Consider the following 21,499-nt stretch of genomic DNA (forward strand, 5'->3'; position numbering starts at 1 on the left):
TCAGCACTCGATCACATTCACGGCCAAACCGCCGCGGGAGGTTTCCTTGTATTTGACTTTCATGTCCGCCCCGGTCTCACGCATGGTCTTGATTGCCTTGTCCAAGGAGACCTTGTGGCTGCCGTCGCCCTGCAGCGCCAGCCGCGCGGCATTGATCGCCTTGACGCTGGCGATCGCGTTGCGCTCGATGCACGGGATCTGCACCAGCCCGCCCACCGGGTCGCAGGTCAGGCCCAGGTTGTGCTCGATCCCCACCTCCGCGGCGTTCTCCACCTGCTCCGGCGTCCCGCCGAGCACCTCGCACAGCGCGCCGGCCGCCATCGAACAGGCCGAACCGACCTCGCCCTGGCAACCCACTTCGGCACCGGAAATGGAGGCATTCTCCTTGAACAGGATGCCAATGGCCGCAGCGGTAAGCAGGAAGCGGACCACGCCGTCGTCGCTGGCCCCGGGCACGAACTTCCGGTAGTAGTGCAGCACGGCCGGGACGATCCCGGCTGCGCCGTTGGTCGGCGCGGTGACGATCCGCCCGCCGGAGGCGTTCTCCTCGTTGACGGCGAGGGCGAACAGGTTCACCCATTCGATCGCTTCCAGCGGGTCAGCGTACGACGCCGTCCCGCCCCCGGCTGCCTCGGCCTCCGTCAGCTTCCGGTACAGTCCCGGCGCGCGGCGCGGCACCTTCAGCCCGCCCGGCAGGATGCCCGAACTGTTGCAGCCGTTGGACACGCACTCCTGCATGACGGACCAGATGTGGAGCAGCTTGGCGCGCAGCTCCTCCTCCGACCGCCAGCACAGCTCATTGGCGAGCATGACGTCGCTGATGGACATCCGCTCGCGGGCACAGATCTCCAGCAGCTGGCCCCCGGTGGTGAACGGGAACGGCAGTTCGGTGGCATCCGGGACGATCCGGTCCGCTCCGGCCGCATTCTCGTCCACCACGAAGCCGCCGCCGACCGAGTAGTAGGTCCGCTCGGCCACGGTCCCGCCCGCAGAGTCCAGCGCCCGGAAGGTCATGCCGTTCGGGTGTGCCGGCAGCGACTTGCGCCGGTGCAGGATGACGTCCGCATCGCGGTCGAAGGCCACCGGGTGGCTGCCGCCGAGGTTCAGTTTGCCCTCGGCTGCAGCCCGCGCCACCTCCGCGTCGGCGGTGGCGGTGTCCACAGTTTCCGGATCTTCGCCCTGCAGGCCCAGGATCACGGCCTTGTCCGAACCGTGGCCGTGGCCGGTGGCTCCGAGCGAACCGAACAGCTGGACGTGCACCCGCTCCACGTACTCCAGCTGTCCGGCTGCCCGGAGGCCTGCAACAAAGAGGTTCGCCGCCCGCATCGGGCCCACCGTGTGGGAGGAGGAGGGCCCGATGCCGATGGAGAAAAGGTCCAGGACGCTGAGCGCCATCAGGACACCTCTGCACCGTCGAGGTCGACGGCGAATTCGGCCATGGCGTCCACCAGCCAGCGGCCCGCGTAATCGGCGAAGGAGGCCCGCGGGAAGATGCGGAAGCTGTCCTCGCCCGTCTTCCACAGGACTACCGGCACCGGGCCCAGCACGGTGGCGGCGGCGGTCCCGGGAGCGAAGACCCGCGGGTGCAGGTCCAGCGCGCAGCCCTTCTCCAGCACTGCCCGGGCGCTCGGTCCGGCCAGTTCCAGCGTGGTGCGGTTCGCGGAGAGTTCGACGACGGCGCCCGCCGCGTAGTTCCCCCCCTCACCGAGCGCAGCGGCCAGCCTGGCGGACAGGCTTGCGGCCGCGCCGGCAGCTTCGGTCTCCGTGCCGAGAACCAGGAATTCATCCGGGCCCAGCCACAGTGCCGCGTAGCTCTGGTCCGCCAGTGGGGCGCCCGTGACCTGGCCGTAGCCGGCCGGCAGCGCGAAGCCGAGCTCCGCCGAGATCCGGGCGGCAGCGTCGGACCCCGGATCGACCCGCAGGCCGACCATCGTCACGAAGGCAATCTCGCGCAGCGCCACGCCCCGGCGTCCGTCGGCCGAAGTGGCCACGGAGGCCTCGGCGAAGGCCTGGGCCAGGTGCGCCGCGGGGCTGCGGCGCAGGGCGCTGATGTCGGTCACGCCCGGTGCGGATTCAGTCTGGGTCAAAGTCATTTCAGCCATCTCGCCTTGCTCCTTCGGCGTCGTACAAAACAGGTTCTCCAACGGTGACCTCGATCTGGCGGTCGCCCACGGGCGCCACCAGGGTCTGGCCGATGCGGTCGCGGCCGCCCTTGATCATGGCCAGGGCGAAGGACCGCCCCAGCGCCGCGCTGTGGTAGCTGGAGGTCACGTGCCCAACCATCGGGACCGGACCGTCCTGGGGCGTGATCGGCACACCCGGCTCCACCAGCTGCTGGCCCTCGGCCAGACGGAAGGACTTGTCCGCCGGCAGCAGGCTCACCAGCTGCTTGCGGTCCGTCCGCTGCGCATCCTGCCGGTCGTAGGAGCGCTTGCCGATGAAGTCCTTGGCCTTGGACACCACCCATTCCATCCCGGCGTCCTGCGGGGTCACCGTGCCGTCGGTGTCCTGGCCGACGATGATGAAGCCCTTCTCGGCGCGCAGCACGTGCATGGTCTCGGTGCCGTACGGAGTGATGTTGAACTCCGCGCCGGCCGCGGCCACGTCCTCCCAGACCTTCAGTCCGTACCAGGACGGCACATTGATCTCGAAGGCCAGTTCGCCGGAGAACGAGATCCGGCAGATCCGGGCGGGAATGCCCGAGGCCAGGGTGGTCTCGCGGAAGGCCATGAACGGGAAGGCATCGTTGGCCACGTCCAGTTCCGGTGCCAGCTTGGCGATCACGGCCCGGGACTTGGGTCCGACGACGGCCACGGTGCTCCACTGCTCCGTCACCGAGGTGCAGGTCACGTCCAGCTCCGGCCACTCGGTCTGCGACCACTCCTCCAGCCAGTCCAGCACGCCGGCGGCGCCGCCGGTGGTGGTGGTCATGAAGAACCGGTCCTCATCCACGCGCAGGGTCACGCCGTCGTCGAAAATCATGCCGTCCGGCTTGCACATCAAGCCGTAGCGTGCCATGCCGGGCTTCAGCTTCTTGAACGCATTGGTGTAAATGCGGTTCAGGAACTCGCCCGCGTCCTTGCCGCGGATCTCGATTTTGCCCAGGGTGGTCGCGTCCATGAAGCCCACGGACTCGCGGACCGCCGCGCACTCGCGCAGCACTGCGGTGTCCCTGTCCTCGCCCGGCTGCGGGTAGTACCAGGGGCGCTTCCACTGGCCGACGTTCTCAAACTCGGCGCCGTGCTCCACGTGCCAGGGGTGGATGGAGGTCAGCCGCGCCGGGTCGAAGAGCGCGCCGCGCTCCCGGCCGGCCAGGGCCACGAACGCCACCGGGGCGTACGGTGCCCGGTAGGTGGTGGTGCCGATGTCGCCCGGGTTCGCGCCGTTCTTGAGGGCGGCAGCGATCACGCCGATCGAGGTGACACCGGAGGTCTTGCCCTGGTCGTTGGCGGTGCTGATGGAGGTGTAGCGCTTGACGTGCTCCACACTGCGCATGCCGGCGCCGGTGGCGCGCAGGACATCCTTGACCGTCTGGTCACGCTGGAAGTCCACGAAGTGGTTCTGCCACTCGTCGGCCTGCAGGCCCGGCACCAGCCACAGCGGACGCACCGGGGACTGGGCCACCGGATCGCCCGGCGCCACTGGGCGGACAGCCGCACCGGCCTCGGTCACGAAGCCGGCCCGGAAGGACGCGGACGCACCGGCCGAGGCACCTTCGGCCACGCAGTCGGCCAGGCGGTAACTGCCGCGGGCGGAGCCGATGATCTGCTGGTTGGCCACCGAGGTGGCGGGCACGAACCCGGCCAGCTCCTCGTCCCAGCGCAGCTTGCCCTGCCGCTGGCTGTGCAGGTGCACCACCGGGCTCCAGCCGCCGGAGACGGCGAGCAGGTCGGCGGCGAGTTCCGTCGGATCCCCGGCCAGGCCGCCGTCGTTGTCCAGCTTGCTGATGGTGACGCCGGTCAGCCGGCCCTCGGCATCGGGGGCGGTGTCGACGACGGCGCTGCCGGCCACCACGTGCACGCCGGTGTTCTGGGCGAAGGCTGTGGCGCGCTCGGAGAGCTCCGGCCGGGCGTCGATAATGCCGGCCAGTTCGACGGCGGCACCCGCGTCGGGCTCAGAACCTTCCGCGACGGCGCGCAGGCTCGCCTGGCGGGCGGCCAGCAGGTCCTCGGCCAGCTGGTAGGCGCTGTCGTTCGTGGTGCTGATGACGATCCGGCGCCCGGCCACCACACCGTAGCGGTTCAGGTAGGTGCGCACGGCGGAGGCCAGCATGATGCCCGGACGGTCGTTGTTGGCGAAGACGATCGGGCGCTCGTGCGCACCGGTGGCCAGGATGACCTGCTGCGCCCGGACGTGCCACAGCCGCTGCCGGGAAACACCCTTGCGGGTCAGTTCCGCGGCCTTCGCGCCGAGGTGGTCGATACGGTGCTGCAGGGCGATGACATAGTTGCTGTCGTAGCTGCCGAAGGCGTTGGTGCGGGTGAGCACCGTGCACTCCTCGGCCGCCTCCAGCTCGGCGGTAACCGCGGCCACCCACTCGGCGGCGGGAACGCCGTCGATCTTATCGGCATTGGCGCCGGAAGCCGACGCGGACAGCAGCGAGCCGCCCAGTTCCGGCTGGTCGTCGATCAGGATGACGCGGGCGCCGCTGCGGACCGCCTCACGGGCGGCGGACAGGCCTGAAGGACCGGCGCCGATCACCAGGACGTCAGCATGGACGTACTTCTTGTCGTAGACCGCGTCATCGGTCCCCGGATCCAGCTGGCCCAGGCCGGAGAGGAACTGCGCATGCAGGCCCTCCAGCAGCGGGACCGTGGTGGCCGGCAGCATGGATTCCGCGACGCTGCCCTGGAACCCGGAGGTGACCTTGACCAGGGCGTTGGCCTCCTCGACGCCGGCGGACAGGTAACCGCGCGGACGGTCCAGGTACATGGAGTTGCCGACGGCGACCCGGCCGTTGGCCAGCAGCGCCGAGGCGAGGGTGTCCCCCGGATGGCCGGTGAATTCCTGGCCGTCCACGGTGAAGGTCACGGCGGCGGAACGGTCGATCCGTCCGCCAGCGGCCAGACGCTGGGTCTGTGCCTTCCGGCCGGTTGCCTGCGTGGTCATCGGGCTCCTCCTTCGGATGCCTGGAGTTCAGGGGTGGCCTCGCCCATCTTGTAGACGGCAAGGATTTCGTAGCTGGCGGTGTCCCGCAGGACGTTGAACCAACGGCGGCAGCCGGCGCTGTGTACCCAGCGCTCCGCAAAGCGGCCCTTGGGGTTCTCGCGGTAGAACAGGTACCTGGACCATTCCTTGTCCGTCAGTTCGGCCGGGTTCTCCGGGTAGGCAACATGGGCCTGGCCGCCGTAGTGGTATTCGGTTTCATCGCGTGGCCCGCAGAAGGGGCAGGAGATGAGAATCATCGTCAAGTCTTCTTTCTACAATGCGCCGGGGTTAGTGGGCGACGGCGGCAGCGCCGTGCTCGTCGATCAGGGCGCCGGTTTCGAAGCGTTCCAGGGCGAACGGTGCGTTCAGCGGATGCGCTTCGTCGGTGGCGATGGTGTGGGCGAAGGTCCAGCCGGAGGCCGGCGTGCCCTTGAAGCCGCCCGTGCCCCAGCCGCAGTTGACGTACAGGCCGTCCACCGGCGTCTTGCTGACGATCGGCGAGGCATCCAGAGTGACGTCCACGATGCCGCCCCAGGTGCGCAGCAGGTGCGCCCGGGCGAAGATCGGGAAGAGTTCGACGGCGGCAGCCATCTGCTCCTCGATGACGTGGAAGGATCCGCGCTGGCCGTAGCCGTTGTAGGAGTCGACGCCGGCGCCCATGACCAGTTCGCCCTTGTGCGCCTGGGAGACGTAGACGTGCACATGGTTGGACATGACCACGGTCGGGTGGACAGGCTCGTGCAGCTCGGAGACCAGGGCCTGCAGCGGGTGCGACTGGATCGGCAGGTCGAAGCCGGCCAGCTTGGCCAGTACGCTGGAGTGTCCCGCAGCGGCTAGTCCCACGCGGCCGGCGTTGATCCGGCCGCGGTTGGTCTCAACGCCCACCACGCGGTTGCCGTCCTTGATGAAGCCGGTGACCTCGCAGTTCTGGATGATGTCCACGCCCATGGCGTCCGCCATGCGGGCGAAGGCCCAGGCCACATGGTCGTGCTTGGCGATGCCGGCCCGCGGCTGGTAAGTAGCGCCCAGGACCGGGTAGCGGATGTCCTGGGAGATGTTCAGGATCGGGCACAGTTCCTTGACCTGGTCCGCGTCCAGCCACTCGGCGTCCACGCCGTTGAGCTGGTTGGCGCTCACGCGGCGCATGCTCTCGCGCACATCCTGCAGCGTGTGGGCCAGGTTCATCACGCCGCGCTGGCTGAACAGGAAGTCGTAGTCCAGTTCCTCCGGCAGCTGCTCCCACAGCTTCAGGGAGTGCTCGTAGATGGCCGCGCTCTCATCCCAGAGGTAGTTGGAGCGGATGATCGTGGTGTTGCGGGCCATGTTGCCGCCGGCCAGCCAGCCGCGCTCCAGGACCGCAATGTTGGTCATGCCGTGGTTCTTGGCCAGGAAGTAGGCCGTGGCCAGGCCGTGGCCGCCGCCGCCGACGATCACGGCGTCGTAGGAGGGCTTGGGTTCCGGGTTCCGCCAAAGGAAGTCCGGGTGCTCCGGAAGCAGGTCCGCCATTACTGGGCTCCGTTCATAACAGGGGTCGGGTTCTGGGCATCGGCGTCCAGATTCGGGTAGAGCGGGAACTTGTCCGCCAGGACGGCTACGCGGCTGCGCAGCTCAACGGCGAGTTCCTCACTGAGGTGGCCGGCGCCGTCGCCCTTGAGAGCGGCGGCGATGATGTCTGCTACCTCGGCGAATTCGGCCTTGCCGAAGCCGCGTGTGGCCAGCGCCGGGGTGCCGATCCGCAGGCCGGAGGAAACCATCGGCGGACGCGGATCGAAGGGAACGGCATTGCGGTTGACCGTGATGCCGATCGAGTGCAGCCGGTCCTCGGCCTGCTGGCCGTCCAGTTCGGAGTGGCGCAGGTCCACCAGGACCAGGTGCACGTCGGTGCCGCCGTTGACCAGGCTGATGCCGGCCTGGGCGACGTCGTCGGCCAGCAAACGCTCGGCCAGCGCCTTGGCGCCGTCCAGGGTGCGCTGCTGGCGCTCCTTGAACTGCTCCGACGCGGCAATCTTGAAGGCCACGGCCTTGGCCGCGATGACATGCTCCAGCGGTCCGCCCTGCTGTCCGGGGAAGACGGCACTGTTGATCTTCTTGGCCAGCTCCGCCTTGCACAGGATCACGCCGCCGCGCGGCCCGCCGAGGGTCTTGTGGGTGGTGGTGGTGACGACGTCGGCAAACGGCACCGGGCTCGGGTGCAGGCCCGCGGCCACCAAGCCGGCGAAGTGGGCCATGTCCACCATCAGGTAGGCGCCGACCAGATCCGCGATGCGGCGGAATTCGGCGAAGTCCAGCTGGCGGGTGTAGGCGGACCAGCCGGCCACGATCAGCTTGGGGCGGTGCTCCAGCGCCAAGGCCTCCACCTGCGCCATGTCGATGGTCATCTCCGATTCGCTGACCTGGTACGGCACCACCTTGTAGAGCTTGCCGGAGAAATTGATCTTCATTCCGTGGGTCAGGTGGCCGCCGTGGGCCAGGTCCAGGCCAAGGATGGTGTCCCCGGGCTGCAGCAGCGCGAACATCGCCGCGGCATTCGCCTGGGCGCCGGAGTGCGGCTGGACGTTGGCATGGTCGGCGCCGAACAGGGCCTTTACCCGGTCGATGGCCAGCTGCTCGATGACGTCGACGTGCTCGCAGCCGCCGTAGTAGCGCTTGCCGGGGTAGCCCTCGGCATACTTGTTGGTCAGCACCGATCCCTGGGCCTGCATCACCGCAGTAGGGGCGAAGTTTTCCGACGCGATCATTTCCAGCGTGGACTGCTGGCGGCGCAGCTCGTTCGCAATTTCCCGGGCCACCTCCGGATCGGTTTCCGGCAACTGGCCGGTCAGCTGATCAACCATGATCTCTCCTTTGAAATACCACTCAGCGAATTACTGATATATCAGTTGTTGAAAAGAATGCTATGCTGGAGATCACACAGAGTCAATAGGTCGAAGCCAAGAAGCCCCTCCCCCCCTTTGGAGGAGCGTCGGCGGAAGGAGCCGGACCATGAATACCCTGCCCATTATGCCGCCTGCCGACACTGCGGAGCTCTCGCTCGCCGAGGCCGCCTACCGGCAGATCCGGGACAAACTCATCATGCTGGAGCTGCGGCCGGGCGAACCGATCAACGACGCCCAGCTAGCCTCGGAACTCGGCGTGGGACGCACGCCGGTGCGTGAAGCCCTCAAGCGGCTGGAACTCGACCGCCTGGTCGTCTCCTACCCGCGCCGCGGCACCTTCGTGACCCGCGTGGACATCACCGAGCTGGCGGATATTTCCGAGATCCGCGAACTGCTGGAACCGCTCGCCGCCCGCCGGGCGGCCACCATGGCGAACGCCGCGATGCGCACCGAGCTGCGCGAAGTCGCCAAGGCGATTGCCGCCATCGGCAACGACGACGGCGACCAGCAGGCCCTGATGCGCTACGACATGATGGTCCACCGGCTCATCTACAACGCCGCCGCCAATCCGCATCTTGAAGACGTGCTGATCCGGTACGACAACCTGGCTACCCGCATCTGGTGCGTGGTCCTGGACAAGGTTCCCACGGTCAAGGGGCACATCACCGAGCACGTCGACCTACTGGAGGCCATCGCCGACGGCGACGCAGATCGCGCGGCGCAGCTGGCCCTGGATCACGTCACCAGCTTCGAGCAGACCATCCGGAAGGTGCTGTAGAACTCGGGGCTGTAGAGCTCAGGCCGCGCAGGCAAGATCAACCGGGCCGAGATCAGCGCGGCCGTCAACTTCGTCGAGCACGGCGTCCAGGGCGGTCTGGAATACGGCTTCGGCCCATGAAATCTTTCCGGGAGGCTTGACTGGCTTGACCGCCTTCACTGCAGACCCGGAGATTGGGGTTCCGGGCAGCGGCGGCGCGGTGGAGTGGTAGGTATGGCCGGTGGGCGTGGTGATTCTGACCGTGCCGGCCGGATCATCGTCTGTTTCGCTGGTCCAGCCGGGGATTTCCTCGGTCGCGCAGGATCAGCATCCGGCGCAGTCCGGCCGGGAAGAGCCGCGCCTTCGAATCCAGGGCCGTCAGCTCACCGGTGGCCGGCGCGGTAGACCTTCACCCCCTGCCTCAGGGGCAGCAGGGCCGACACCCAGGCCATGGTGTCCGGCGCCGGCCGGCAGGAGACGAACCGTTCCGATTCGGCCCGGCGGACCACCGAGGCCGGATCCAGCCGGGCCGCGGCCCTCTGCGCCGCCGCCCCCAGCCTCCCGCTCCCCCATGCCTCCAGGGTTGGGGGATCCTTCGCGAGGTCCTCATCCGCGGCGCGGCGGTCCCCGGCCGTGAGGCAGGCGGTCTCCTGCACCAGAATGGTGGCCCGCCACCCGCTCAGCCGGCCGGCCGACAGCGCCGCCATCGTGTAAGGCATCCCGTCCACCAGGGCCCTGGCGAAGCCCAGGTGCCGCCCGCCGGCGTGCGGGGACTCCCGCCGTGCCAGCGCCACCTGCCGGGCCACACCCCGGCCCCGCTCCCTCACCGGCACGCCTTGCGCGGCCTGCTCCTGCCGCACGGCCGCGTCCAGGGCCACCGCCAGATCATGCTGGCGGTCGGCGCCGTCACCGCCAATGTGGTCACCGCCGTCCTCCTGTCCGAAGTCTTCCCGACGGCGGTCCGGTACACCGCTTCGGCAATCACCTACAACGTCAGCTACGCGGTATTCGGCGGCACTCACCGTTCGTGGCGACGTTCCTGATCGCCGCAACCGGCAACAATCTCGCCCCGGCCATCTACCTCACGGTGATCGCGGCCGGTGCGCTGATGGCAGCACTGTCGCTTCCGGAAACCAGCCGGAAATCGCTGCAGGCGGACGACGCCGACCGGCACCGGAGCGAGGAAACCGCACCGGAAACCGCGCAGCGCGGTCCCCTCGCGCATTACCGCCGGTTACCGCGCGGTATCTGCACTGATCCAAAGTTTGAGAACATGAAGCATGGCTCCCGAAAAATCGCCTCCCGTAGACCCCGAACCGGACACCGGCCACACCGGCGGCGTTCAGTCCGTCGACCGGGCCATCACCGTACTTGAGATCCTGGCCCGCAACGGCGATGCGGGGGTCAGCGAAATCGCCGAGGAAATGGGCGTCCACAAGTCCACAGCCTCGCGTCTGCTCAGTGCCCTGGACGCCCGCGGCATGGTCCAGCAGAACCACGAACGCGGCAAGTACCAGCTCGGTTTTACCGTCCTTCGTCTGGCCAGCTCCATTCCAGGCCGGCTCAGCCTGGCCAAGGAAGCCCGCCCGATCCTCGAAGAGCTGGCTGAACGTTTCAAGGAGACCGTCAACCTGGCCGTGCTGCGGTCGGACTACGCGGTCAACGTCGACCAGGCGATGGGTCCATCGACACTGGCCACCACGGACTGGATCGGCAGTCTGACTCCGCTGCACGCGACCTCCAGCGGCAAGGTCCTGCTGGCAGCACTGACGGCGGAACGGCGGGAGCGGATCCTGAAGGAAACCGGCCTGCCGGCCCAGACCGCCAGGACCATCACCTCGCGCCAGGAGCTGGAGAAGCAGCTGCTGCAGGTCGCCAAGGACGGCTATGCAACGGTCCTCGAGGAGTTCGAAATCGGCCTGAACGCCATCGCTGTCCCTGTGCACGACCACCTCGGCGCCGTCATCGGGTCGGTCAGTATTTCCGGCCCTGCCTTCCGCTTTGATCCCGAAAAAATACCCGGCCTGCTTGAGGAGCTCAAACAGGCCGGGCAGAGAATCAGCGAGCGGATGGGCTACACCGCCGCCTGATCGGTTGGGCGGGTCAGGGTACCGCTTTTACTGGATGCGCTGAGCCCGCTCCTCGAGCGGGGGCGTATCCGCGGTGAGACCCAGGACTGCCGTGCCGGAGGGGTTCACGTCACCCACCTTGCTGTTGACCCAGTCATGGAAGGCGCCGATGTGGTGCTCGCTGGGCACCAGCACGCCGCCCTTGGTGTAGACCTTGGACCCCATGGCCGGCTGGCAGCGTTCGCAGGCGTCAAAGTCCTGCATGTTCACGCGGTGGAACAGTTCCACGGACGCGTCCAGGTCCTTGCCGCTTTCCACCACGCTCGGCAGGTACAGCCAGTCGCACTCCACGATGGTGTGGTCCGCGGCAAGCGGGAACATCCGGTGGATGATCACGTGGTCCGGGACCAGGTTCACGAAGACGGTTGGCTTGATGGTGATGGCGTAGTAGCGGCGGTCCTGGTCCTCGCCCACACCGGGAATCACGTCCAGGCCCTCGGACCCGTCGATGGTGAAGCCCTTGATCTCCTCACCGAACTCGGCGCCGTGGCCCACGAAGTACTGGGCGGCCAGGCCGTCGGCAAATTCGGGCAGCACCTCGGTCAGCTCCGGATGGATGGTGGCGCAGTGGTAGCACTCCATGAAGTTCTCAATGATGAGCTTCCAGTTGGCCTTGACGTCGTACTTGATCCGCCGGCCAACACTGAGGTTGGCGACGTCGTAGCCCTCGATGGCCTTCAAGTCGCCCAGGCGCTCCTCGATGGCACCCATGACGTCTTCCTCGAACGACGGCGGCTCGTCCGCTAGGCAGACCCACACATACCCCATGTATTCACGGATGTGGACCTTGGCCAGCCCGTATTCGTTGCGGTCGATGTCCGGCATCTTTGTCAGGTTGGGCGCGGCGATGAGCTTGCCCTCGAAGTCGTAGGTCCAGGCGTGGTAGGGGCACTGGAAGGAGCGGTTGGCTTCGCCCGATTCCTCCATGCACAGCTTCACCCCGCGGTGGCGGCAGATGTTGTAGAAGGCCCGGATTTCGCCCTTGCGGGTGCGGTTGATCAGCACGCTCTCCCGGCCGATCTGCACGGTCTTGTAGGCGCCGGGCTTGTTCAGGTCGGAGGAGCGGACTGCGCAGAACCACATCTGCTCGAAGATGCGCTCCTGCTCGGCGCGGAAGATCCCCTCGTCCACATAGGTGTGGCCGGGCAGGGTGGAAATCAGGCTTTCGGAAATAATCTCAGCGGTCATCTTGACTCCTTCAGGAACGGTGCGAATCGGTGGAATGCGTTCAGGAAACTGCGGACGCGCCAAGCGCGGCCTCGTGGTGGGCCAGGTTCAGCCTGCGGCGCCACTTGGTGAAAAGCCGCGGCTGGTTCGCGCCCAGGACGCCGACGGGCTCGCCGCCCTTGTAGTACACGGCAAGGAAACTGTGTTCGTCGGTGCTGCCTGCTTCGATCTCCACGCGTTCGGCATCGCGGGCGTGGCCGGCGAACTGCAGCTTCACGCCGTACTGGTCGGACCAGAAATACGGCAGGTTCACCGGCTTCTCCGGCTCGTCAGCATTCAGCAGCGCCGCCACGGCGAGCGCCGGCCGCTCCGAGGCACCGCTCCAGTGTTCGATCCGGTGGTGGCGGCCCGAGCGCGGGTCGAGCCAGGCGGCGCAGTCGCCGACCGCCACCACTCCCGGCACGCTGGTGCGCCCCGCGGCATCGCACAGCACTCCCCCGGGTGCCTCGGCGGCAACCTCGACGCCGGAACCTGCCAGCCAGCCGACATTCGGCTCCGCGCCGATCCCCACCAGGACGACGTCGGCAGGCAGGTAACGGCCGCCGTCGAGCCTGATTCCGGTGACATTCCCTTCGCAGCTGTAGAAGGCATCTATCCGCGCGCCGCAGATCAGTTCGACGCCGTTGAGTTCATGCAGCCGGGCAATGACCGCGCCCATTTCGGTCCCCAGCGGGCCGCTGAGCGGCACCGCATCCGCGCCGATCACGGTGACATCCATCCCCAGCTCCTTGGCCGTGGACGCCACCTCCGCTCCGATGAATCCTGCCCCCACGACCACCAGCCGGCCACCCGGCGCCAGCTCCGGCGCCAGCGCCTGGGCGTCGGCCAGCGTGCGCAGCGTGAAGACGTTGGCCAGCCCCGCCAGCTCGGGCAGGGTCCGCGCCGATGCACCGGTGGCAATAACGACGCCGTCAGCCCGGAGCGTGCGCCCGTCGCCGAGGGTGATGGTCCGGGTGGCCGAATCGAATGCGGTTGCGCGCACGCCCAGCAGCCATTCCGCCCGCAGCGGATCATCCCCGGCCTCGCCGTCCCAGGTTTCCAGGGACAGATCGTTAACACCGATCTTGCCGGCCAGGAATTCCTTGGACAGCGGCGGCCGGTCATACGGCCGCTGCAGCTCATCGCCGATGATCAGCAGCCGGCCGGTGTAGCCCTGCGCGCGGGCTGCGCGCGCAGCGGAAATGCCGGCGAGGGACGCTCCCACGATGGCTAGTGTCTGCATCGCCACCTCCTCTTCTCGTGAATTGCGACAGACGCAACAAGTAGCGTTATATGCAACAGGGTGACCCCCCTCACACTTCTTGTCAAGGACAAAGCTGGCCCCCTGAAATTCCTTGACAAGTGCAAGTGAACTGGATCACTCTGTTGCATAGTGTGATCAAGGTTGATCATTACGGAACAGCAAGGCGAAACGAGGTTTTCCGATGCACAAGGCATGCCCACTGAGTGAACTCGCTGCCGGAGACGCGCTGCGGCTCGACACATCACCGCCGATCGCCGTGTTCCATACGGAGGACGGCGAACTCTTCGCCATCGATGACACCTGCACCCACCAGGACGCATCCCTGGCGGACGGCTGGGTCGAAGGCTGCGAAGTGGAATGCCCCCTTCATGCATCGAAGTTCAACCTGCGGACCGGAGAAGTCGACGCCCCGCCGGCCAAGCTTCCGGTCCGTGTCCATGAGGTCACCGTCATCGACGGCGACATCATGATCAAGGAGTCCGACGCGGCTCCCAACCTGCCACCCGGCCTAACGGTCGACGGACACGTCTAAGCAACGGACCCGTCCAAGCGAAGGAACAGCGCATGGCCATCAACAGCGACACAACGATCCAGGACGGAAACGACGAACTGGACGCCGCCATGGATGCATCGGAAGTCGACCAGGAGCTGGAGGCCTTCACCGGGCAGGATCCGGCCGATCCCGACACCGCAATCCTCGAAGTACTGCGACAGAACGCCTCCGAGCAAAAAACCGCCGAGCGGACGGCGGACCACGGCAATGGCGCCGTGGCCGGCCCGCGGAACGCCCGCGTGGACAAGGTCATCTTCGGCGTCACCGGCATCATGGCCCTGGCCTTCGTCGTCTGGGGCTTCGCCGGTACGGACAGCCTGTCCACCACCTCCACCAATGCGCTCGGCTGGGTCACCAAGAACACCGGCTGGGTCTTCGTGACCCTTGCCTCGCTGTTCGTGATCTTCGTGCTCTGGTTGGCACTCGGCCGCTTCGGCAACATTCCGCTTGGCCGGGACGGCGAAAAGCCCGAATTCCGGACGGTTTCCTGGATCGCCATGATGTTCTGCGCCGGCATGGGCATCGGCCTGATGTTCTACGGCGTGGCCGAACCCCTGTACCACTACATTTCACCGCCGCCCGGTACGGTCGACGGCCAGACACCGGCTGCCATCCAGACGGCCCTGGCCACCTCCATCTTCCACTGGAGCCTGCATCCCTGGGCGATGTACGCCGTCGTCGGTATTGCCATGGCGTACGGGACGTTCCGGCTGGGACGCAGGCAGCTGATCTCCTCGGTGTTCACCTCGCTCTTCGGCAGGAAAATAACGGACGGGCCCGGCGGGAAAGTCATCGACATCCTGGCCATCTTCGCCACTCTGTTCGGCTCCGCCGCGTCGCTGGGCCTGGGCGCACTCCAGATCGGCAGCGGCCTGCAGGCCAACGGCTGGGTCGGCCAGCTGGCCACCCCGGTCCTGGTGGTCATCATCGCGGTCCTGACCACGTGCTTCGTCGCCTCCGCCGTCTCCGGCATCAAGCGCGGCATCCAGTGGCTGGCCAACATCAACATGGTGATGGCGGTGGTGCTGGCGCTGATCGTCTTCGTCGCCGGGCCCACGCTGTTCATCCTCAACCTGATTCCGGCCGCTGTCGGCGACTACGCCCGCGACCTGGCGGACATGGCCTCGCGCACCGAGGCCGTCGGTAACGAGGCCATGCGCGAATGGCTCTCCGGCTGGACCATCTTCTACTGGGCCTGGTGGGTCTCCTGGAGCCCATTCGTGGGCATGTTCATCGCCCGCATCAGCCGGGGCCGGACCATCCGGCAGTTCGTCACCGGCGTCCTGCTGATTCCCAGCATCGTCAGCGTCATCTGGTTCGCCATCTTCGGCGGCGCCGCCTTCGGCGTCCAGCAACAGGCCGACGCCACCGAAGACACCTCGGACGGTCTGGTCCAGATGGTCGACGGCGTTCCCTCCATCTCCACTGAAGGCGCCCTCTTCGACCTGCTGCAGAACCTGTCCCTGCCAAACGTGATCGCCGCGGCGGTGGCGGTCCTGGCCATGGTCCTGACCGGCATCTTCTTCGTCACCGGCGCGGACTCCGCCTCGATCGTGATGGGCTCCCTCAGCTCCCACGGAACCGAAGAACCACGACGCCGGGTGGTCATCTTCTGGGGCGTCCTCACCGGAGCCGTCGCGGCGGTTATGCTCCTGGCCGGCGGGGACCAGCCCGCTGAAGCCCTCTCCGGGCTGCAGCGGATCACGATCATCTCCGCGGTGCCCTTTGTCCTGGTCATGTTCCTGATGTGCTTCGCCCTGACCCGCGACCTGCGCCGCGACCCGCTGGCGCTGCGAAAGCGGCTGGCGGACTCGGTGGTGGAGCGGGCGATCCGGTCCGGCGTGGACCAGCACGGCGGAGCCCAGTTCGACCTGGTAACCAAGCACGAATGCGACGACCACTGTGCCGGGGATAAACCGTGCCCTTCAACCTCGAGGTGAAAAACACTATGACTATCCTGACCCGCGAGGAGCTGGCCCCCACCACCCGGGCGGCCGCCCCCTTCGCCCTGACCCTGGCCTGTCCCGAGCGGCCCGGCATCGTCCACGCCGTCACCAGCTTCCTGGCTGAACGCGGCTTCGACATCGTCGAGCACAAGCAGTTCGATGACCACGTCAGCGGCACCCTCTTCCTGCGGACCGCGTTCCGGCCCGGTGGTGCCGGTGACAGTTCCGGCGAAGGCGGGAACGGTTTCACCCCCGAAACCCTCACCGCCCAGTTCGCTGCCGTGGCCGCCGGTTTCGGCATGACCTTCGACTTCCACGACGCCAAACCGCAGCGGTTGCTGGTCATGGTGTCGAAGTTCGGCCACTGCCTCAACGACCTGATTTTCCGCTGGCGTGCCGGCAGCCTGGGCGCGGACATCGCCGTCGTCGTGTCCAACCATGAAGACCTGCGGCCCATGGCGGAGGCCGCCGGACTGCCCTTCATCCACGTTCCGGTCACCGCGCAGACCAAGCCGGAGGCCGAGCGCCGGCTGCTGGAGCTGGTCGAGGAGTACAGCGCGGACCTGGTGGTGCTGGCCCGGTATATGCAGGTCCTGTCCGACGGACTGTGCCGGACCTTGCGCGGGCGCGCCATCAACATCCACCACTCGTTCCTGCCCGGCTTCAAGGGCGCCAAGCCGTACCACCAGGCCTACGACCGCGGCGTGAAGCTGGTCGGCGCCACCGCCCACTACGTCACCGCAGACCTGGACGAGGGCCCGATTATCGAACAGGAGGTCTTCCGGGTGGACCACAGCCTGGACCCGGAGTCGCTGGTGACGGTGGGCCGTGACGCCGAAGCCCTGGCTCTTTCCCGCGCGGTCAAATGGCACAGCGAGCACCGCGTGCTGCTCAACAACACCCGGACCGTCGTCTTCCGCTAACTGCCCGCGAACCCACGCTTTCACCCGAACTTTCAGGAGATCTGAGCATGAGCACACCACGCGTCGTCATCATCGGCGCCGGCATTGTCGGCGCCAACCTGGCCGATGAACTGGCCACCCGCGGCTGGACCGACGTGACCGTCGTCGAACAGGGGCCGCTGCACCTGGCCGGCGGCTCAACCTCGCACGCCCCGGGCCTGGTCTTCCAGACCAACCCGTCCAAGACCATGACGGAATTCGCCAGCTACACCGTCAGCAAACTGCTCTCGCTGAGCGAGGACGGGGTGTCCTGCTTCCGGCAGCTGGGTGGGCTGGAACTAGCCACCACCGAGACCCGGCTGCAGGACCTCAAGCGCAAGCTGGGCTACGCCACATCCTGGGGCATTGAGGGACGGCTGATCGATCCGGACGAGTGCGAGAAGCTCTGGCCGATGCTCAACCGGGACAATGTCCTCGGCGGCCTGTACGTTCCCACCGACGGCCTGGCCTCTGCAGCCCGCGCCGTCCAGCTGCTGATCCGCAAGGCCAGCGCCGCCGGGGTTACCTTTCTGGGCTCGACACCGGTGACCGGCGTCGAACAGGCCGGTGGCAAGGTGACCGGCGTCCGCACGCCGGACGGCGTGATTCCCGCCGACATCGTGGTTTCCTGCGCGGGATTCTGGGGCCCGAAGATCGGCGCGATGGTGGGCATGCCGGTACCGCTGCTGCCGCTGGCGCACCAGTACGTCAAGACGACGCCGGTCCCCGAGCTGGTCGGCAAGAACGAGCACGCCTACCCGCTGGATCCGTCCCAGGCGGCCCAGCTGCCCATCCTGCGGCACCAGGACAAGGACCTGTACTACCGCGAGCACGGGGACCGGATCGGCATCGGCTCCTACGCGCACCGTCCCATGCCGGTGGACCTCGACAACCTGCCGGAGTACACGGCGGAGCAGATGTCCGACCACCGCATGCCCTCCCGGCTGGAATTCACCGAAGAGGACTTCCTGCCCTCCTGGGAGGACAGCCGCGAACTGCTGCCGGCGCTGCGCGCCACGCAGATCGAGGACGGCTTCAACGGCATCTTCTCCTTCACCCCCGACGGCGGCCCGCTCATCGGCGAGTCACCCGACGTCGAAGGCTTCTACCTGGCCGAGGCCGTCTGGGTCACCCATTCCGCGGGGGTGGCCCGGGCAGTGGCCGAACTGCTGATCGAGGGGCATTCCCGCACAAGCCTGCACGAATGCGAGGTCTCGCGCTTCGAGGAAATCCAGACCGCCGAAAGCTACGTCAGCGAAACCTCGCAGCAGAACTTCGTGGAGATCTACGACGTGCTGCACCCGCTGCAGCCGCGCGTCTCCCCTCGCGATCTGCGGGTCAGCCCCTTCAACAACCGGCAGAAGGAACTCGGCGCATTCTTCCTGGAGTCCGGCGGCTGGGAGCGGCCGCACTGGTTCGAGGCCAACCGGCAGCTGCTGAAGGACCTGCCCGCCGAATGGCAGGCGCCGGAGCGGGAGGCCTGGGCCGCGCAGTTCCACTCCCCCATCTCCGCCGCCGAAGCCTGGAAGACGCGCACCGCCGTCGCACTTTATGACATGACGCCGCTGAAGCGGCTGGAAGTCTCCGGGCCCGGCGCGCTGGCGCTGCTGCAGCGACTGAGCACCGGGAAGATCGACAAGAAGCCCGGTGCGGTCACCTACTGCCTGCTGCTGGCCGACGACGGCGGTGTCCGCAGCGATATCACCATCGCCAGACTCGACGAGGACACCTTCCAGGTGGGCGTCAACGGCAACATCGACTTCGACTACTTCCGGGTGGAGGCCCGCAGGCAGACGGCGGCCGAGGTCAGCCAGTGGGTGCAGGTGCGGGACATCACCGGCTCCACCTGCTGCATCGGCCTCTGGGGGCCGCTGGCACGCGAGGTCATCGGCAAGGTCAGCAGCGACGACTACAGCAATGACGGCCTGCGCTACTTCCGGACCAAGCAGGTGCGGATCGGCGGCATCCCGGTGACGGCCATGCGGCTGTCCTACGTGGGAGAGCTGGGCTGGGAGCTGTACACGACGGCCGAGAACGGGCTTCGGCTCTGGGATCTGCTGTTTGAAGCGGGCCGGGAGTTCGGAATCATCGCCGCCGGACGCGGGGCCTTCAACAGCCTGCGGCTGGAGAAGGGCTACCGGCTCTGGGGCACGGATGTGACTCCTGAGCACGATCCCTACCAAGCCGGACTCGGCTTCTCCGTGAGCAAGGACAAGACCGGCTACGTTGGCGCCGAGGCCCTGGCGGCGAGGCGGGAACAGCCGGCAGCCAAGCGCCTGCGCTGCCTGACGGTCGACGACGGCACCTCGGTGGTGCTGGGCAAGGAACCTGTGTACGTCAACGGCGCGCCGGCTGGCTACGTCACCAGCGCCGCCTACGGCTACACCGTGTGCAAACCCATCGCCTACGCCTGGCTGCCGGCCTTCCTCGAGGAAGGCGACGGCGTGGAAATCGAGTACTTCGGTCGCCGCGTTCCGGCAACGGTGACGCCGGAGCCGCTGGTGGATCCGAACATGGAGCGCCTGCGCGGCTGACACGACGAAAGTCAGCGGGACGGTCCGCACACCTTGCGGGCCGCCCCGCTGCTTTCCATGCCCTCTTGATCTCAACGCCTAATCTCAACGGATGGGAAACCTGCATGATCAGCGAAGAAAGACTTGATAGGTATCTTCAGCGGCTGGCCTCCCAGTCGCCCACTCCCGGCGGCGGAGCAGCCGCCGCAGTGTCCGCCGCGCAGGCCGCGGCGCTGGTGGGCATGGTCGCCAACTTCACGACCGGCGAGAAATACGCCGTGCATGCCGATAACGTCCAGCGTGTGCTTTCGGCAGTTGACGAGCTGATTCCCACGGCGCTGCGGCTGGCAGACGAGGACGAGCAGGCCTTCGAATCCGTGATCGCCGCCTACGCCCGGCCGCGGAACGGAACAGGCGAAAAAGAGGCACGGACCGCAGCCATCCAGGAAGCTCTGGTGCAGGCCACCGTACCGCCCTGGAACCTGGTCATAGTTGCCCAGCAAATCGTCGAGCTCGGCCAGGAACTGGCCGGCTACGCCAACCGCAATGTCCTCAGCGACATTGCGGCAGCTGCGGAGGCAGCCAGGGCAGCGGCAGCAACCGGTCGGGTGAATCTGGAAGTCAATCTCGCCGGGATCAAGGACCCCGCTTATGTCGAAAGGCTCCAGGCGAAAATTTCCGCAGCCGGGGAAACCGTTGATGCCTGTGGCAACCTGTCCGCCCACGTTCGGAAGTTGATGACCCAATGACAGCTGCCCTCCTCACCGGAACCGAACTCGCCCGCGGCCTGCGCCTCGATGTGGAAGCAAAAGTCAGAGAACTGCGGGCCGCCTGCATTGAGCCGCACCTGGCCGTGGTCGCGGCCACCGAAGATGAATCCGCGGCATGGTATGTGCGCTCCATCAGCAGAGCGGCCGCCGGATCCGGACTGTTGTGCAGCATTATCGATCTGGGTCCGGATGCCTCCGCCGAGGCCATCAAGTCGGCACTGAGCGGCCTCAGCGACGATCCCGCAGTCCACGGCATTATCCTCCAGACGCCGCTGCCGGCAGGGGTGCCCGCCTATGAACTCACTCCGTATATCACCCCCGGCAAGGACGTCGACGGTGCCAACCCTCTGTCGCTGGGCCGGCTCGCGGCAGGACAGGACGCCTTTGCTCCGGCCACGGCCGAAGCCGTTGTTGCCCTCCTTGACCATCACGGAATCGGCACGGAAGGAAAGCAGGTCGCCGTCGTGGGACGATCAGTCGTCGTCGGCAAGCCACTGCTGCATCTGTTGCTGGAACGGAATGCGACAGTGACGATCTGCCATTCCCGCTCCATGCCGCTGGAAAAGTACACCACTGCTGCCGACATCGTTGTTGCAGCTGTGGGACGGGCACATCTGCTCACGGCCAGGCACATCGCAGATCAGGCTGTGGTCATCGACGTGGGCACCAATGCGCTGGATGACGGCACGCTGGCCGGTGACGTGGAACCCGTCTCCGTCGGAACAGTCGCCTCGGCGCTGTCCCCCGTCCCCGGCGGCGTAGGTGCCGTGACGACGGCCCTCATCCTGCAGCACACCGTACAGGCAGCTGGCAGGACGCTATCCTACGAGCGGCCGGGTGCGCTGGACCTGGACAGCAGCGACCTTCTGACGGTTCCGTAGCAGACGAAAGGACGCCATCGTGGTTTCTAATGCCATTACCCACTGGGCCGAGCTGCGGCCTGGAGACCAGATCGAGATCTGGGACGGCTTTTACTCGGCCACGGGAACGGTCGACCAGATCGGCAGCAACGCTGCGGTCATCTGGGTGCACCTGGACCGCGGCATGGGCCGGAAGCTGTACCACTGCAAGGACGAGGTCCAGCTCAGCCGGCTGGCCGCCTTTTGAGGGGTCTGTAAGCAAGCCACATCGAGCAGGAGGGCCGGGTTTTTCCCGGCCCTCCTTTCTGCCGCCGTACGTGCGGGCGGAGTAGTGCGATTCCCCGCGACGTCGACGGGCAACAGGCGAGGACGGGCAGCACAGAACGGCGGTGGGGAAAATTCCCCACCGCCGTTCTGCTGGCTCAGTTCACTCTTCGATTCAGCTCAGCTGGGGTTCTTCGCGGTGCGGGATGAACCGGACGAACATGGCCTTGTAGCCGGGGGTGTTGGATTCGCGGGCCACGTTCTCCCGGTGC

At 67.1% G+C, this 21,499-nt stretch carries 19 protein-coding genes; 10 read left to right on the plus strand and 9 right to left on the minus strand.

The genetic code is table 11. The annotated features are described in order from the left end of the window. The 6 genes from AC5RWU_RS07915 to glyA are packed head-to-tail and all read right to left on the minus strand — an operon-like array spanning position 1 to position 7,982. Complete coding sequence (locus AC5RWU_RS07915; protein WP_494031736.1) at positions 1–1,395, minus strand: L-serine ammonia-lyase; 1,395 nt, start codon at positions 1,393–1,395, stop codon at positions 1–3. Continuing rightward, on the minus strand, positions 1,395–2,102 hold the full coding sequence (locus AC5RWU_RS07920) for a sarcosine oxidase subunit gamma (protein WP_494031737.1): 708 nt from the start codon (positions 2,100–2,102) through the stop codon (positions 1,395–1,397). The genes AC5RWU_RS07915 and AC5RWU_RS07920 overlap by 1 nt, the downstream gene beginning before the upstream one ends. Beyond that, complete coding sequence (locus AC5RWU_RS07925; RefSeq protein ID WP_494031738.1) at positions 2,095–5,109, minus strand: 2Fe-2S iron-sulfur cluster-binding protein; 3,015 nt, start codon at positions 5,107–5,109, stop codon at positions 2,095–2,097. Before AC5RWU_RS07925 ends, AC5RWU_RS07920 begins: the two co-directional genes overlap by 8 nt. Continuing rightward, entirely contained in the window at positions 5,106–5,405 is a 300-nt protein-coding gene (locus AC5RWU_RS07930; RefSeq protein ID WP_494031755.1) for a sarcosine oxidase subunit delta, read from the minus strand. The genes AC5RWU_RS07925 and AC5RWU_RS07930 overlap by 4 nt, the downstream gene beginning before the upstream one ends. Positions 5,406–5,436: 31 nt before the next feature. After that, a complete protein-coding gene (locus AC5RWU_RS07935) occupies positions 5,437–6,654 on the minus strand; it encodes a sarcosine oxidase subunit beta family protein (protein ID WP_494031739.1) in 1,218 nt (405 codons plus the stop codon). Beyond that, complete coding sequence (gene glyA, locus AC5RWU_RS07940; RefSeq protein WP_494031740.1) at positions 6,654–7,982, minus strand: serine hydroxymethyltransferase; 1,329 nt, start codon at positions 7,980–7,982, stop codon at positions 6,654–6,656. Before glyA ends, AC5RWU_RS07935 begins: the two co-directional genes overlap by 1 nt. 148 nt (positions 7,983–8,130) lie before the next feature. On the opposite strand from glyA, the gene AC5RWU_RS07945 reads away from it, so the two are divergent. Next, positions 8,131–8,802, plus strand: coding sequence for a GntR family transcriptional regulator (locus tag AC5RWU_RS07945; RefSeq protein WP_494031741.1), 672 nt, complete (start codon positions 8,131–8,133; stop codon positions 8,800–8,802). A gap of 362 nt (positions 8,803–9,164) precedes the next feature. On the opposite strand, the gene AC5RWU_RS07950 is transcribed toward AC5RWU_RS07945, so the two are convergent. Next, entirely contained in the window at positions 9,165–9,608 is a 444-nt protein-coding gene (locus tag AC5RWU_RS07950) for a DUF222 domain-containing protein (RefSeq protein WP_494031742.1), read from the minus strand. Between the two features lie 9 nt (positions 9,609–9,617). Between AC5RWU_RS07950 and AC5RWU_RS07955 the strand changes: the two genes are divergently transcribed. Together AC5RWU_RS07955 and AC5RWU_RS07960 are read left to right on the plus strand one after the other, a co-directional pair. Continuing rightward, the gene (locus tag AC5RWU_RS07955) at positions 9,618–9,824 is read left to right on the plus strand and encodes a hypothetical protein (RefSeq protein WP_494031743.1); all 207 of its coding nucleotides are present in this window, start codon (positions 9,618–9,620) and stop codon (positions 9,822–9,824) included. A 237-nt stretch (positions 9,825–10,061) separates the two neighbouring features. After that, positions 10,062–10,871, plus strand: coding sequence for an IclR family transcriptional regulator (locus AC5RWU_RS07960; RefSeq protein WP_494031744.1), 810 nt, complete (start codon positions 10,062–10,064; stop codon positions 10,869–10,871). A 27-nt stretch (positions 10,872–10,898) separates the two neighbouring features. On the opposite strand, the gene AC5RWU_RS07965 is transcribed toward AC5RWU_RS07960, so the two are convergent. Beyond that, positions 10,899–12,098: an aromatic ring-hydroxylating oxygenase subunit alpha gene (locus tag AC5RWU_RS07965; RefSeq protein ID WP_494031745.1), complete on the minus strand. Its 1,200-nt coding sequence runs from the start codon at positions 12,096–12,098 to the stop codon at positions 10,899–10,901. 40 nt (positions 12,099–12,138) lie between these two features. Beyond that, positions 12,139–13,359: an NAD(P)/FAD-dependent oxidoreductase gene (locus AC5RWU_RS07970; RefSeq protein ID WP_494031746.1), complete on the minus strand. Its 1,221-nt coding sequence runs from the start codon at positions 13,357–13,359 to the stop codon at positions 12,139–12,141. A gap of 202 nt (positions 13,360–13,561) precedes the next feature. Here AC5RWU_RS07970 and AC5RWU_RS07975 point away from each other — a divergent pair, with 202 nt between their 5' ends. The 7 genes from AC5RWU_RS07975 (at position 13,562) to AC5RWU_RS08005 (ending at position 21,210) form a co-directional block, all read left to right on the plus strand. Further along, a complete protein-coding gene (locus AC5RWU_RS07975; RefSeq protein ID WP_494031747.1) occupies positions 13,562–13,912 on the plus strand; it encodes a bifunctional 3-phenylpropionate/cinnamic acid dioxygenase ferredoxin subunit in 351 nt (116 codons plus the stop codon). A gap of 32 nt (positions 13,913–13,944) precedes the next feature. Continuing rightward, positions 13,945–15,873: a BCCT family transporter gene (locus AC5RWU_RS07980; protein WP_494031748.1), complete on the plus strand. Its 1,929-nt coding sequence runs from the start codon at positions 13,945–13,947 to the stop codon at positions 15,871–15,873. Between the two features lie 8 nt (positions 15,874–15,881). Beyond that, positions 15,882–16,802, plus strand: coding sequence for a formyltetrahydrofolate deformylase (gene purU / locus AC5RWU_RS07985; RefSeq protein WP_494031749.1), 921 nt, complete (start codon positions 15,882–15,884; stop codon positions 16,800–16,802). 47 nt (positions 16,803–16,849) lie between these two features. Then, positions 16,850–19,354 carry a GcvT family protein gene (locus AC5RWU_RS07990; protein WP_494031750.1) on the plus strand — a complete coding sequence of 835 codons (2,505 nt, stop codon included), beginning with the start codon at positions 16,850–16,852 and terminating at the stop codon, positions 19,352–19,354. A 104-nt stretch (positions 19,355–19,458) separates the two neighbouring features. Then, complete coding sequence (locus tag AC5RWU_RS07995) at positions 19,459–20,082, plus strand: cyclodeaminase/cyclohydrolase family protein (RefSeq protein WP_494031751.1); 624 nt, start codon at positions 19,459–19,461, stop codon at positions 20,080–20,082. After that, the gene (locus AC5RWU_RS08000; protein WP_494031752.1) at positions 20,079–20,984 is read left to right on the plus strand and encodes a bifunctional 5,10-methylenetetrahydrofolate dehydrogenase/5,10-methenyltetrahydrofolate cyclohydrolase; all 906 of its coding nucleotides are present in this window, start codon (positions 20,079–20,081) and stop codon (positions 20,982–20,984) included. Before AC5RWU_RS07995 ends, AC5RWU_RS08000 begins: the two co-directional genes overlap by 4 nt. Before the next feature lie 19 nt (positions 20,985–21,003). Further along, positions 21,004–21,210: a hypothetical protein gene (locus AC5RWU_RS08005; protein WP_494031753.1), complete on the plus strand. Its 207-nt coding sequence runs from the start codon at positions 21,004–21,006 to the stop codon at positions 21,208–21,210. Positions 21,211–21,499 lie beyond the last annotated feature (289 nt).

This window comes from Arthrobacter sp. B0427-1-12 (genome assembly GCF_059092905.1).